The organism is Acidothermus cellulolyticus 11B (assembly GCF_000015025.1).
GTDB classification, from domain to species: Bacteria; Actinomycetota; Actinomycetes; order Acidothermales; family Acidothermaceae; genus Acidothermus; species Acidothermus cellulolyticus.
In genome coordinates this window covers 1,841,754-1,855,530 of record NC_008578.1, presented here as the reverse complement: position 1 = coordinate 1,855,530, position 13,777 = coordinate 1,841,754, and the positions used below count along the sequence as shown (strand labels likewise).

Sequence of the window (13,777 nt, the reverse complement as noted above, 5' to 3'; positions counted from 1 at the left end):
CCGTAGCTTCGCCGTTCGCCGCAGTCTCGTCGCCCGCCGCGCCCGGATGACCGCCGTCCAGCCGCTCGCCGTTCGGGTGGCCGCCGTTCGGGGTGAGGCCCAGAATCCGGGCGGCCGCAGCGCGTGCGGTATCGCTGTCCGGGCCGGGCAGCGGCACGAAGATCGTCTCGCGGTAGTAGCGCAGCTCGTCAATGCTTTCTCTGATGTCTGCGAGTGCCCGGTGGGCGCTCTTCTTCTCCGGGCTGGCGAAGTACACCCGGGGGTACCACCGGCGCACCAGCTCCTTGATGCTGGAGACGTCGATCATCCGGTAGTGCAGGTAGGCGTCGACCGCCGGCATGTCCCGCGCGAGGAACGCGCGATCGGTGGCGATCGTATTGCCGCACAGGGGTGCCTTGCCGGCCTCCGGCACGTATTCCCGCAGGACGCCGAGCAGCCTTTCTTCCGCCTCGGCGAGGCTGACGCCGTGCGGAAGTTCATCCAACAGCCCGGACGCCGTGTGCATCTGCCGGACGACGTCCGGCATTGAGGCCAGCGCCTCGTCCGGCGGCTTGATCACGACGTCGATGCCGTCACTGATGACGTTCAGCTCGGCGTCGGTGATCAGCATGGCGACTTCGATGAGCGCATCGGATCGGAGGTCGAGACCAGTCATCTCGCAGTCGATCCACACCAAGGCGTCGGTCACGGGATCACTCTAGGGGAGGGCCTGAGGTTAAGCGTCGTCGCGCCGTATGGATGTGCCACGACGTCGCCTGCGTCCACGACGTCGCCTGCGTCCGCGGAATTTTGCCGCCGCGCCAGGCTCGGCACTGCGTTATGTCAGCCGCCGATGTAGGACATTTCGACTTTCCGATGCCCGGGGTGCGTCGACCGGCCCGGCACTGCCGAGGCCTCCGACTCGTCCGCGTCCTCGCGGCTTCCGTCGCTGTCGAGCGCACGCAATTCCGAATACCGGTCCGATCGTCGCGACCAGATGCGCGTGATGGCCTCGTCGAGCGCGGCGTCAATCGCGGCGGAATCGGTGTTGCTCCGCACGATTGAGCGGAGGTCATGGCCGCGGACGGCGAAGAGGCAGGTGAAGACTTCACCGACGGCGGAGAGCCGCAGCCGGGTGCAGTCCCGGCAGAACGGCTGGGTTATCGATGCGATGACACCGAATTCGCCGCGGCCGTCGCGGTAACGGAATCGGTTTGCCACTTCGCCGGGATAGCGCGGCGGGAGAGGGTCGATCGGCCAGTGGCTGGAAATCCGAGCGATGATTTCCGCGGCGGGCACGACGTCGGCGGCCCGCCACCCGTTGGAATTCCCGACGTCCATGTATTCAATGAACCGCATGATGTGCCCGTTGTCGCGGGCGAATGCGGCGAGTTCTTCGACGTCGCCGTCGTTGACCCCCCGTCGGATGACGGCATTGAGCTTTATCGGGAAGAATCCAGCCGATTGAGCGGCGTCAATTCCGGCGAGGACGTTGTCGAGGGGAATGTCGGTGTCGGCGAGGCGGGAGAATGTCGCCGGATTGAGGGTATCGAGGCTCACCGTGACGCGGCGGAGTCCGGCGTCCCGCAGCGGGCGGGCGTATCGCGCGAGCAGCGAGCCGTTGGTGGTCAAGGCGAGGTCATGGACGTCGGGCAGGTCCGCGAGCATGGCGACGAGGCGCGGGAGATCGGCGCGGAGCAGCGGTTCGCCGCCGGTCAGCCGGATTTTCCGCACGCCGGCGCGGATGAATGCCGCGGCGATACGGGTGATCTCCTCGAAGGTGAGCAGCTCACTGCGGGGCAGAAAGGTGAAATTCGGCCCGAAAATCTCCCGCGGCATGCAGTACCGGCATCGCATGTTGCAGCGGTCGGTGACCGAGATGCGCAAGTCACGGAGCGGACGACCGAGGCTGTCTCGGATGGGCTGCGTCATCGCAGGGTCTCGCGGTCGCTCGGTTGTCTCATCGCACGGTTCCGCGGTTTCCCGTGTCGGGGTCGTCCGTATCGTTGGCGGTGCCGGTACCGATGGTCGGGTGTTCCGCCCGCCAGGCGTCGGCAACCGCCTTGGCCACTGCCTGATGCAGGGCCGCTTGAAACATGGTGGGGACGATGACGCCGATCGCCCGTTGCTCGTCGGTGACGGTGTCCGCGATGGCCCGGGTGGCGGCGAGTTTCATCGCGCTGGTCACGCGTGTTGCCCGGGCGTCCAGGGCTCCGCGGAAGAAGCCGGGGAAGCAGAGTGCATTGTTGATTTGATTCGGCAGGTCGGTTCGTCCGGTCGCGAGCAGCGCGTCGGGGCCGACTTCGTGCGGGAGGATTTCCGGCTCCGGGTTGGACAACGCGAAAACGATCGGGTGTGGCGACATGAGTTTCACCCACTCCGGGTCGATCGACCCACGACGGGCCGTGCCGATGAACACATCCGCGTCGTGCATGGCGGTTCGTACGTCGCGAATGCCGCGCGGATTGGACCGGGCAGCCAGCTCGCGGTGATGCGGCAGGGCGGCGTTGCCGTCGTGCAGGACGCCGTCCCGGTCGGCGATGACGAGGTCGCGTACGCCGGCCTCCAGGAGTGCGAGGCTGATCGCGGTGCCTGCGGCGCCGCATCCGACGAGGACGACCCGGATATCCGGGAAGGTGCGGCCCGTGATGCGGCAGGCGTTGAGCAGGGCGGCAAGCACGACGATCGCTGTGCCGTGCTGGTCGTCGTGAAAGACCGGGATATCGAGTTCGGCTTGCAGGCGTGCTTCGATGCCGAAACACGCCGGGGCCGCAATGTCCTCCAGATTGATCCCGCCGAAGCCCGGTGCGATGGCGATGGTGGCCTCGACGACGGCGTCCGGGGTCGGTGCGTTCAAGCAGATGGGATAGGCGTTCACGCCACCGAATTCCTTGAAAATCAAGGACTTTCCTTCCATGACCGGCAGCGCCGCCAACGGCCCGATATTCCCCAGTCCGAGCACGGCTGTTCCATCGGTGACGATCGCGACACTGTTGCCTTTGGCGGTGAGGGTCCACGCGGACTCGGGACGTTGCGCGATCGCCGCGGCAACACGCCCCACTCCGGGGGTGTAGGCCATCGTCATGTCCTGCCGGGTACGCAGCGGCGTCCGCGGCGTTACTTCGATCTTGCCGCCGAGGTGGTAGAGGAAGGTCGGGTCGGAGGTGTGCCGGACCCGCGCGCCCGTTTTCGCCTCGATGGTGGCGGCGACTTCGCCGACGTGCGCCTCGTCGAGGGCGAGAAGCGTGACGTCCACGGTTGCGCCCGCGGTCGTCACTTCAACGAGGTCCAAGCCGGTGAGCACGGCGTGGGCCTCGCTCACCGCTGTCGCAAGACGGGGTAGAAGCGCGGGGTCGTTAGGCGCGACCACCCGCATGGTCACGGTGTAGCCGGCTCCACTCGGTCGGCCGGTCGGCCGTGGCGCGCCGGCCTGCTGACCCGGGGGATCCGAGACCGTGTCTGTAAGGTCGGCCATGCTTCATCTTCGCTCAATCACCCGGCACGGTCACGCTGACTCCGATGTGATGTTCCCAGCATTGCGCCAATGGTCAACGAGAGTCCTGATCTCCAGATCGGGGCGACGCGCCGTCGTCGAGGAGATGAGGCAGCGTGGCATGCGTGGTCGTCTCCGGCCGCGCCAATGACTCCGAGCTCGGGCTGGCGGATCGGACCCCGACACGCAGGGCTCGCGGGACGCAGTGCACGCAATCCCAACACGGCCGGTTGCAGCGGGACAGCGGCGGGCGGTGCCGGCGCGAAGCGCCGAGACCTACGCCGCGGGCCGGGAGCGCCGGGACGAGCGTGCTGCCGACACCGCGGGCCCCGCCGCTGACGCGGACGTGTGCGTAGCGAAGGCGCGCCTCAGCGATCGTGTGCAGCAATGTGGAGTGGCGAGCCGGATCGTCCGGGACCCGGCGAAGGGCATCGCAGGAGTCTGTCACCTCTTGCTCAGCAGGCGCCTCATAAATTGCGTCTCTGAGGGTCTGGTATGGCGTTTCCTAACGAAATTACGGGAAGGGAAGGGTAGAACGCCCGCATTTCTCGAGACGAGGTTGACGGTGTGTTTTTGCATCGCTAGTTTGGCGTCCATGAGTTGCATGGTCGGACGGCGGTCAGCCAATTGGCATTGTCTTCGAAACAGGATGCTGCCGTAGGGGCCGTCTTTCACCGCGCCCACTGTTGTGTCGACGAGGTGGACTAATCGAGACTTTTGGGGTGCCGGTTAGGGCGGACCGGTACCCCAAAAGCACGACACGAGGGCGTGCGCGTTGCAGTTGCGAGACGTCCGTGCCGTGCGTCGTCACTTCCAGCACCGGAGCGTCACGGTCCGCGTCTCTCGCGCGCTCGACGTGAATCAACCGGCGTCAGTGTCCAGCACAGCCGGCGGACCCGTTCGGACCGCGCTAGGCGCCTGGGCTCTGCCTGTTCCGACCGGCGAGACCGACGATTGCGATACCCGAGCGTGTCTTGTAGCGCCGGTTGATATTGATCAGGACTCCGGTGAACGATTCCAGCACACCGGCCATCCGTAACGGGCCGGCGTCCACCCCCGGTCGGCCGGTGACCGCCGACGCAAGTTCCATCACCAAATTCTTTGCGGTCGGGTTGTCGCCGCACACGAGGACGTCTTCTTGCCTGAGACTCTCGTCGTCTCGCCAGAGCTTGGCTGCGGAAAGATGATGGAAAGCGGCGATGACGTCGGATCCTGGTGCGAGCGCCGCGGCTTCCTCTGCCGCACTGCCATGCGGAACCCGCACGGCTCGAGCGCCCGTCTTGTCAACCAAAAGGGGATTGACGCAGCTGATCACAACTTTGCCGACAAGGCAATCTCGGAGCGACGTCACGACGTCGGCATGTCCATCGTAGGGTACGGCGAGAAGGATAACCGGACAGTCGGCTGCTGCTTCGTTGTTCGTTCGGCCCACCACAGATGACCGTGGAACACGCAACTGAATCTCCTCTGCCGTCCGTGAGGCTCGCTCCGCGACGCGAGAGCCGATGACGACATGGTGGCCCGCCACGGCGAACCGATAGGCCAGACTGCGACCCTGCGGACCCGTGCCTCCAATGACGGCAAGCCGAAGTCGTTCCATGCACCGACTCCTTCGGTCTCCACGTGTGGTCTGCCTGGAACGGTACCAGTCCGCCGCTGTTCGAGACATGACAGAAATTGCCGGCTGGCAACGCTCCCGTTCAGCATCTGATCACACCGTGACCATCGAGCCGATGCCGCCCAAATGTCCGGCCCATCACGCAGTCATGTAGCCACGCTGTACGAAGATCTACACGAAGCTTTAGCAACTGGAGACAATGCACTGCGCCGTGCCGGTCGATAGCGTTCTGGTGGCAAATCCTCGGAGCGTTCGTCCGTCAACCGTGCTACGGGGTCCCCATCCCGGATCACGGTGGCATTGCAAGGGTGTGGAGATGACACGTTTCGGCCTGGCCCTCGCGAACTTTGCACCGGAGAATATCGGCGTCTCGATGGATGCCGTGATCGAATACGCCCTGAAGGCCGAACAGGCCGGCCTCTCTTCCGTGTGGGTGTGGGATCATCTGATCCTTGGCTCGAAAAGGGCGTTCCCGTTCCTTGAGTCGCTTACCACCCTTAGCCTTGTCGCGGCGCACACCAAGAGAATCGAGTTGGGTACCGGGGTGCTTGTGCTCCCGATCCGCGAGCCCGTGCTCTTGGCAAAGGTGACCGGCACGCTCCAGTTGGCCAGCGGCGGTCGCTTGACGCTCGGCATGTCTGCCGGCTGGTATGAGCGGGAGTTTGCAATTACTGGAGTTCCGCTCCATATGAGAGGAAGGATCTTCGAGCGCAACCTCGAAATACTGTACCGCCTCTGGACGGAGGACGACGTCAACGGTCAGTACGAAGACCGAACATTTACTCATGTGAGGATGCTCCCACGTCCCGAGCCACGTCCACAGGTTCTCATCGGTGGTTACGTCGATCGAGTGTTGAAGCGTGTCGCGACGAAGAGCGATGGCTGGCTTACCTACTTCTACACTGCACATGCATTTGCGAAATCTTGGAAAAAGATTCGCATGTTTGCCGAGGAAGCGGGACGTGACCCTGATGAACTACGCAATGTCGCCCAATTGCCGATCTGTATTGACCGTACGTACGAGGATGCGCGTGCGAAATGCATGGCCTATGTTGCGAGCTACTTTGACGTGGCCGAGTGGAGTGACTCGACTCCAGAAAGTTCGATTTGCGGTACTCCCGAGCAGTGTGCGGAACAGATTCAGCAACACGTCGACGCCGGGGTACAGCACATTGTGTTCTGTCCGTGGAATTATGAATATGAGCAAGTCGATCGCTTAACTAAAGAAGTGCTTCCTATGCTCGATTGGAGGCCTGAGCATTAATGAGCGCGTCGGTGGACTTCCGGTCCGTTCGCTGGGAACTCGAGGCGACCGACCGGCGGATGCTTGACAAGCGCATGTCGGCCACTCAGGCGATGGAGCTTGTTCATGATGGGGATCACGTCGCAATCGGCGGTACCTTGTACTCACGAACACCCATGGCCCTTGTGTTCGCGCTCTTGAAGACGCGGCGCCGCCACCTGACAATCTCTCGACCTCTCACGTGCTACGAGGCGGAGCTATTTTATGCGGCAGGGATGGCCGATCGCGTGATTACGAGCTGGATCGGCATCGGTTTAAAATGGGGCTTGCCGCAGATCATGCGACATTACGTCGAGACAGGACAGGCTGTCTACGAGGAGTGGAGTCATCTAGGCATAGGCCTGCGTTACAAGGCAGGTGCAATGGGTGTGCCGTTCCTTCCAGCGCTGACGATGCTCGGATCAGACATCGCGCGGACCGTTGAGTTGCGCGAGGTCGACTGTCCCTACACAGGACAGCGGCTCGCTGCACTACCCGCGCTGAACCCCGATGTCGCGCTGATTCACGCGCATCGATCCGATATCTACGGGAACGTTCAGGTGGACGGCTATCGCCACATGGATGTGGACATGGCTCGAGCGGCGCGGCGCGTCATTGTGAGCGTCGAGCAGATCGTGAGCAGCGACGAGATCCGGGCTTTACCGACCACGACGATTCTTCCGCACTTCGCGGTTGATGCTATCGTCGAGGCACCGTTCGGCGCATATCCCAGTGAGTGTTACGGCCTCTATCATGCCGACCTCCGGCACTTCGACGAATACGTCAATTTAGTGAAGGCGAAAGGCCCAGATGGCGCACGAGAGTACATTGCCGAGCATGTGGATCAGCATGACGACTTTGCCGGCTTTCTGGCCTCCCTGCCACCCGGCACACTTGATGATCTCGTCGCTGCTGCGAAGAGGTTGGCGCCGTGAGTAGGCAGGATGTCACACCTGAGGAAATTGTGGCTATTACGGCAAGCCGGATGCTCGCCGATCACAAGGTTGTCTTCGCGGGCGTGGGTACGCCGCTACTGGCCGCAGCGCTTGCACGGCGTCGCCAGGCTCCTCACTTGACGATCGTTCTCGAGGGTGGGATCATAGGGACCCGTCTCATGCCGGGCCACCTCCCGATCTCGACGAACGAGATGAGCGCTGCACATGGTGCGGAGATGTTGACGGACGTAACGGACATCTTCCTGTTTGCGCAACGTGGCTTTTTCGACTACGGCTTCCTTGGCGCCGCACAGATTGACAAGTTCGGCAACATCAACACCAGTGTCATCGGAAGTTACGCACAGCCTCGCGTCCGCCTGCCCGGGAGCGGAGGCGCTAACGACATCATCTCCCTCTGTAATGAGGTGTTGATTGCGACAGTGCACGAGCCGCGCCGCTTTGTCGAGAAGGTTGACTTCATTACGAGCCCGGGTTATCTCACCGGCGAGAAGTCCAGGGAGGCTGCAGGTCTTATCTTCGGCAGGGTCAGTGTCGTCATCACCGATCTCGCGCTGATGGACTTTGAACCGCACTCTCGACGGCTCCGGCTGTGCGCTGTGCAACGCGGCGCTTCCGTCGAGCAGGTTGAGGCTGCAACGGGCTTCGAGCTGCTGATGGCGGATGAAATTGGTGAGATCGACCCGCCGTCCGAGGATGAACTCGATACCTACCGGTTGCTCCGCGATGGTGAGGCCGCGGTGCGCAGGGGGCGAGCGTCATGAGCGACACGTCCGTAGATTCCGTCGGCGGTATCGCGACGGACTCGTCGGTGGTCGCAACTGATCGACGAGTCGTCGGAAAGTCGATAATGAGTCATGACTTCATCGAGAAGGTCAAGGGTTCGCTGCTCTATGCGGAGGACTGGTCGCTGCCCGGCATGCTGCTCGGCAAGGTGGTCCGCAGCCCGATGGCGAGCGCGCGGATCCGGGCGATCGACGTGTCGAAGGCCCTTGAGGTGCCCGGTGTGGCTGCGGTGCTGACAGCGCGGGATGTGCCGGTCAACCGTATCGCCACCCACGCCAGTGGAGGACTTGGCGAGCTTGACGTGGCCATGCCTGTTCTTGCGGCGGACAGAGTGCGCTATGCGGGCGAGCCGGTGGCTCTGGTGGCTGCGGAAACGCGAGCAGCGCTGGACCAGGCGGCTGAGCTGGTGGACATCGACCTTGAACCGCTTCCCGGTGTTTATGATCCGCTGTCGGCTCTCTTGCCCGATGCTCCTTTAGTGCACGAGGAAGGGAATGTCCTGATCACTTGGAACATCAGCTGCGGAGACGTCGAAGCAGGATTTCGCGAGGCTGACGTCGTCGTCGAGGAGGAGTATCGGACACAGTTCGTCGAGCACGCGTACCTGGAACCCGAAGCCGCGGTGGCCTGGATGGACCAAGGGATCCTTACGATCAGGGCTGCCACCCAGGTGGTCGAGCATGCGGCCGAGATTGCTGAAATCCTCAATCTCCCGCAAAACAGAGTGAGGGTCATCAGTACGTACATGGGTGGTGGATTTGGCGGGAAAGAAGACATGACGGTGGAACCTTACGTGGCACTTCTTGCTTGGTATACCCGACGCCCAGTGCGCATGATCTTTGAGCGGCAGGAGTCCATTCTGGCGACCACTAAGCGTGCGCCGTTCGTAATGAAGTACAAGACTGGTGCACGTCGCGACGGCGTCATTACGGCGCAGGAAGTCGACATCGTAGGTGATGCCGGCGCCTATCCCTACCTGAGTGCGAGGGTCATGTTCGCTGCCGCGGTTACTGCATGCGGCCCCTATCGCATTCCTCATGCGCGAGTTCGATCGCGTGCAGTCTTTACTAATCAAGTGCCGACAAGTGCATTTCGTGGTTTCGGCGCAATGGAGGTCGTGTTCGGCTACGAAGGTCAGATGGATCGTCTGGCGCGGGTTCTCAACCTACCGCCAGACGAGATACGCAAGCGGAACTTCTTGCGAAAGGGCGACCTTCGTCCAACTGGGGAGCGCGTCGACACGACAGTTGCAATCGAGGAAACCCTTGACCAGGCGATGTACGCGCTCGGTGCGCCGTCCGCGCCGAGTTCACCACGGAAGCGGATCGGCAGGGGCTTGGCATGCAACATGCAACCCTACGGGCGCACGGCATGGTTCCACGATCAGGCATCTGTCTGGCTGAGTCTGTCCGCCGATGGCAGTCTGACCATCCGCAGCGGCATCACCGATCTCGGTGGTGGCCAAGCCGCCAGCCTTTGCCAGATCGCCTCCGAGGTGCTGGGTGTGTCGTTAGACGAGATCAGTGTCCACATCGGGGATACAGCCCTGAACCCACCTGCGGGAGGCACATTTGCGACCCGGCAGCTCTATATGTCGGGTAATGCTGTGCTCCATGGGGCTCTCGAACTCCGCCGCGTACTCGCAGATGTCGCGGCTGGCATCCTCAATACCACCCCCGAGCAACTTGAGTTTCGTGACGGCGCCGTCTTCGTCGCTCGCGGGGAAACCGCAGGCCAGGGCATCAATCTCGCGACGCTGGCTCGCGAGTGCGAGAGTCGCGGCGTGAGTCCCGCCGTGCTTTATACCTGGCGGGCGCCGGTTGGGAGCTTTGATCCGACGACCGGCAAGGGAGCGACTTTCCCGGATTACACCTACGGTGCGCATGCTGCAGAGGTTGAAGTGGATCTCGAAACTGGCTGCGTAACAGTGCTGAAATACGTCGCGTCACATGATGTAGGGCGGTCTATCAACCCCTTACGGGTAGAAGGCCAGATCCAGGGCGGTGTGGCACAGGGCCTCGGCTATGCATTGATGGAAGAGGTGGAGTTGGACGAAGGTATACCCAAGTCAACGCTCTTTGCAGACTACCTAGTACCAACCGCTCTTGAGGTTCCCGACATCACGGTCAGGATCGTTGAGAGCGGCGAAGGGAAGGGACCCATGCAGGCGCGAGGCATCGGCGAGCCGCCCATCGGTCCGGTTGCGGCGGCGATCGCGAGTGCTATTGCCGACGCAATTGGTATTGAACCGCGCCGCCTTCCCATGACGCCCGAGCGGCTGCTCGACTTGCTGCGCGACAATCCCATCCGAGGCGCCGCATAAGCCGAGCTTGTCAGTACGACGTTGCAGATGGCGGGGCTGCGTCCCCCCTCACCGGACTGTCGGAATACCCCTGAGCAGCGGGGCTCTCATGACCTGGCCGTTGGCTCACATCCTAGGCTCGCAGGTCGCGTCGCTGACGCGGGCCTCATAGCATCAGCCGCCCATCCAGTGTTGCGATCTCGAGTGAAAATTGCTGCCGAAGCGTTATAAACGTGTTATCACGCCGTGTAGCGAACCGTGCTCTCCCTGCCGGGGCTATCGCACCCATGCCGCGGGTTACAGCGGATAGGCGAAATAGGAGTTGGAGCGGTAGAAAAACGCGGAGTCGCGCCGCCATTTCAGAGCAGCCACCCCAGCCTTGTAGCACTTCTTGACTACGACAAACTCGCATTATTGTAAGCGTGTGACCTAAGCAACACCGCACCCCCACCCTAGCATCAGAAGGACAACCGTATGCCATACGACCGATCAGCGGCATCGGCAAGGCGGTCGTCATCCGGCATGATGCGCAGAAAGCGGGTGGTGCTTATGAAGAGGTCCATACGGGGGGCGACGGGTCACGTCATCTGCACGGGAATTCTGGTGAGCCTTGCTGTCACGGCGTGTAGCAGCTCCGGCAGTTCCGCCGGATCAAGTGCACGCTCTACGGCGTCCGCGGCCGGTACGAGCGCTGTCGGCACGGCCGGCGCGCAGCCGCTGAAGGCGGGAACGCTGAAGATCGGAACCTCGGCCGACTTTCCTCCCATGATGATCCGCGATCCGTCTGATCCCTCCAAGGTTCAGGGCTTCGAAGCGGATATGATCAAGGCACTTATGGATCACGTTCATCAGAACTACACGATCCAGATCTCGAACTTCAGTGGCTTGATCCCGGCGATCCAGTCGGGTCAGCTTGACATGGCTGTCTCCGACGTCTACGTGACGGCTGAGCGGGAGAAGGTGGTTGACTTCGTGCCATACATGAAGAGCGGCCTATCCGTGCTCGTAGCCCAGAAGAATCTATCGACGACGAAGAGCGAGCTTGACTTATGCGGGAAGCCCATCGGCGTGGTGACCGGCAGCCCGAGTGAAGCTGAGGCCGGCAACTCAATGACACAGAAGTGCAAGAGCGCGGGAAAGGCTGGCCTCGATCTCAAGTCCTTCCAGGCCGTATCCGACGAGCTTGCTCAGATCGATAATGGCCGACTGTTCGGAATCATCGAAGATTCACTTTCACTGATTTATGTGCAAAAGCAAAAGCCCGGGGCATATGGGGTGGCCTTTGTTGTACCGGGGACAGAAATAGAAGTCGGTATTGCAGTTGCCAAGAACAGCCCGATGTTGCCCGCATTGCGGAGCGATGTTGAGTGGTACTTGTCCTCTGCTCAATACAAGACGGATGCCAGTAAGTGGGGAATACCGGACACGTCACTCCTGAGTCCCTCATCGTCATCCTGACGGAAGGGTGAGGCGACCGGCCGCCTTGGGTGGCCGGCCGCCTCACGTCAGCTTAGGGTGGCTGTCACAAAGCCAGGACTAGCTGTGATCAATGAAAGGGATGCACGGTAATGTCCAATTTGCTTCACTACTTCACGTTGCCCTTCCTCTGGCAAGGTCTTGCGACGGCGGTGGAGATCACGGTTATCTCATTTGCCTTGGCGATTCCGCCCTCGATAGCTGTTGCTTTGATGCGTTTGTCAAAGTGGCGGTCAGTCCGAGTGCTTCTGTGGCCGTATGTCTGGGTGATGCGTGGCACACCGCTCCTGCTGCAGTTGCTCTTCTGGTTTGACATACTGCCGACACTCGGATTTCGAGTCAGCCCATTCACGACTGCCGTCATAGCATTGGTGCTGAATGAGATCGCGTTCTCCGGTGAGATCATAAAGGGAGGGATCAGTGCGGTCAAGAGCGCCCAACGAGAAGCTGGTCTTGCTCTAGGCATGTCGCGCTGGACGATTCTGCATCGAGTGATACTCCCGCAAGCGTTTCGGTCGATAGCACCCGCGCTGTCCAACGAACTAATCATTATGTTGAAGAACACTTCCTTGGCGTCGGTGATTGCAGTTGACGAGTTGACCCTCCGCAGTCAGCAGATTGTGGCTGTGAACTTTGAATACTTGGCTGTGTTCGGCGCTGCGGGTGCGCTTTACTTGATAGCCAGTTCTGCTGTCACCGTGCTCCAGAGCTGGGCGGAGCGACGGTTGAATATCGAGCGCAAGCAGGTAAAGCCTATATCGCAAACGTCGCATGTCCCAGTGGTCCTCGATGCACGCTCGTCCGCGACGTCGGCACGATTTCTTACCCGTCTGCGGCCGCGAAGGGCGCTGCCGCGCACGTCGGCGACGGAGGAGGTGGCGGACGTACTCGATGAAGTTGAGTTGGAGATGAAGCGGACGCACAGTAGCCAACACGCTGAACTGGCCCAGCAACTCGCAGCCACGCTTCGTGCAGACGTCGGCGCTCTCGTCGAGCCGTTTGTGAAAATCGCAGACGTTCGGAAGACCTTCCGGGGACGTCAGGTTCTCAACGGCGTCTCGATGGATATCAACGCCGGCGAGGTGGTCGTCATCCTGGGTCCGAGTGGTTCTGGTAAAACCACCCTCTTGCGCACGATCAACCATCTCGAACAGATCGACGCGGGAGAGATTCTCGTCAACGGGAAGCTCGTCGGCTATCGCCGCACCTCTCGGGGTGTCGTGCCCGTGCGCTCAGCGGCTGCTGCGCGGCGTGACGCGCGGATCGGTTTCGTTTTTCAGCACTTCAACCTTTTCGACCACATGACGGTGCTGCAGAACATCATGGAAGCCCCGGTGCGCGTCTACGGTCGCGATGCGCGCGATGCGAGGCGGGAAGCGCGTGCGCTACTGGACTGGGCGGGACTCTCGGGCTTCGAGAATCACTATCCCCACCAGCTGTCGGGTGGTCAGCAGCAGCGGGTCGCGATCGTGCGTGCCTTGGCCTGCCACCCGCGGTTGATGTTGTTCGACGAGCCGACCTCCGCACTGGACCCTGAGCTCGTGGGCCAAGTTCTGAGCCTCATCCGCGAACTGGCCGAACTCGGTATGACGATGATCGTGGTTACCCACGAGATGGGCTTTGCGCGGGCGTGCGCCGATCGAGTGATCTACATGGAAGGCGGTGTTGTCGTGGAGGAAGGTGCACCGGACGAGATCTTCAGCAATCCCAGAGACCAACGGACCCGCCGCTTTTTGCAGATCATCCATGCTGGTGAGTCAATTGCTCCGTGATGAAGCTTCGGCGGTGACTGCCGTCGGCGAAACGAATGATACGTGGCAAGAGTCGACGAGGAATGAGGGGGATTTTGGGCGAATCATGCCAGTGCTCGTGTGATGCTGTCGTCATA

9 protein-coding genes and 1 pseudogene are annotated in these 13,777 nt (G+C 61.8%); 6 read left to right on the top strand and 4 right to left on the bottom strand.

What is annotated here, in order from left to right; translation table 11 throughout:
• Positions 1 to 103 precede the first annotated feature (103 nt).
• From orn to npdG, 4 genes and pseudogenes are all read right to left on the bottom strand, one after another.
• A pseudogene (orn, locus tag ACEL_RS08500) lies at positions 104 to 688 on the bottom strand (oligoribonuclease); the annotation flags it as partial.
• A 134-nt stretch (positions 689 to 822) separates the two neighbouring features.
• Positions 823 to 1,911, bottom strand: coding sequence for a GTP 3',8-cyclase MoaA (moaA, locus tag ACEL_RS08495; RefSeq protein WP_011720483.1), 1,089 nt, complete (start codon positions 1,909 to 1,911; stop codon positions 823 to 825).
• Between the two features lie 28 nt (positions 1,912 to 1,939).
• The gene (locus ACEL_RS08490; RefSeq protein WP_011720482.1) at positions 1,940 to 3,454 is read right to left on the bottom strand and encodes an NAD-dependent malic enzyme; all 1,515 of its coding nucleotides are present in this window, start codon (positions 3,452 to 3,454) and stop codon (positions 1,940 to 1,942) included.
• A gap of 928 nt (positions 3,455 to 4,382) precedes the next feature.
• Complete coding sequence (gene npdG / locus ACEL_RS08485; RefSeq protein ID WP_011720481.1) at positions 4,383 to 5,072, bottom strand: NADPH-dependent F420 reductase; 690 nt, start codon at positions 5,070 to 5,072, stop codon at positions 4,383 to 4,385.
• A 334-nt stretch (positions 5,073 to 5,406) separates the two neighbouring features.
• Between npdG and ACEL_RS08480 the strand changes: the two genes are divergently transcribed.
• The 6 genes from ACEL_RS08480 (at position 5,407) to ACEL_RS12960 (ending at position 13,661) form a co-directional block, all read left to right on the top strand.
• Complete coding sequence (locus tag ACEL_RS08480) at positions 5,407 to 6,354, top strand: LLM class flavin-dependent oxidoreductase (RefSeq protein WP_011720480.1); 948 nt, start codon at positions 5,407 to 5,409, stop codon at positions 6,352 to 6,354.
• An 11-nt stretch (positions 6,355 to 6,365) separates the two neighbouring features.
• On the top strand, positions 6,366 to 7,307 hold the full coding sequence (locus ACEL_RS08475; protein WP_202943347.1) for a CoA transferase subunit A: 942 nt from the start codon (positions 6,366 to 6,368) through the stop codon (positions 7,305 to 7,307).
• Positions 7,304 to 8,089, top strand: coding sequence for a CoA-transferase subunit beta (locus ACEL_RS08470; protein ID WP_011720478.1), 786 nt, complete (start codon positions 7,304 to 7,306; stop codon positions 8,087 to 8,089). Before ACEL_RS08475 ends, ACEL_RS08470 begins: the two co-directional genes overlap by 4 nt.
• Positions 8,086 to 10,434, top strand: coding sequence for a xanthine dehydrogenase family protein molybdopterin-binding subunit (locus ACEL_RS08465; protein WP_011720477.1), 2,349 nt, complete (start codon positions 8,086 to 8,088; stop codon positions 10,432 to 10,434). Before ACEL_RS08470 ends, ACEL_RS08465 begins: the two co-directional genes overlap by 4 nt.
• Before the next feature lie 582 nt (positions 10,435 to 11,016).
• Complete coding sequence (locus ACEL_RS08455) at positions 11,017 to 11,871, top strand: ABC transporter substrate-binding protein (RefSeq protein WP_169303203.1); 855 nt, start codon at positions 11,017 to 11,019, stop codon at positions 11,869 to 11,871.
• Between the two features lie 110 nt (positions 11,872 to 11,981).
• Entirely contained in the window at positions 11,982 to 13,661 is a 1,680-nt protein-coding gene (locus ACEL_RS12960; RefSeq protein WP_011720475.1) for an amino acid ABC transporter permease/ATP-binding protein, read from the top strand.
• Positions 13,662 to 13,777 lie beyond the last annotated feature (116 nt).

Bases quoted from the DNA above. Each gene is read 5' to 3' on its own strand.
- moaA (WP_011720483.1), bottom strand. From the start codon at position 1,911: ATGACGCAGCCCATCCGAGACAGCCTCGGTCGTCCGCTCCGTGACTTG.
- ACEL_RS08490 (WP_011720482.1), bottom strand. From the start codon at position 3,454: ATGGCCGACCTTACAGACACGGTCTCGGATCCCCCGGGTCAGCAGGCC.
- npdG (WP_011720481.1), bottom strand. From the start codon at position 5,072: ATGGAACGACTTCGGCTTGCCGTCATTGGAGGCACGGGTCCGCAGGGT.
- ACEL_RS08480 (WP_011720480.1), top strand. From the start codon at position 5,407: ATGACACGTTTCGGCCTGGCCCTCGCGAACTTTGCACCGGAGAATATC.
- ACEL_RS08465 (WP_011720477.1), top strand. From the start codon at position 8,086: ATGAGCGACACGTCCGTAGATTCCGTCGGCGGTATCGCGACGGACTCG.
- ACEL_RS12960 (WP_011720475.1), top strand. From the start codon at position 11,982: ATGTCCAATTTGCTTCACTACTTCACGTTGCCCTTCCTCTGGCAAGGT.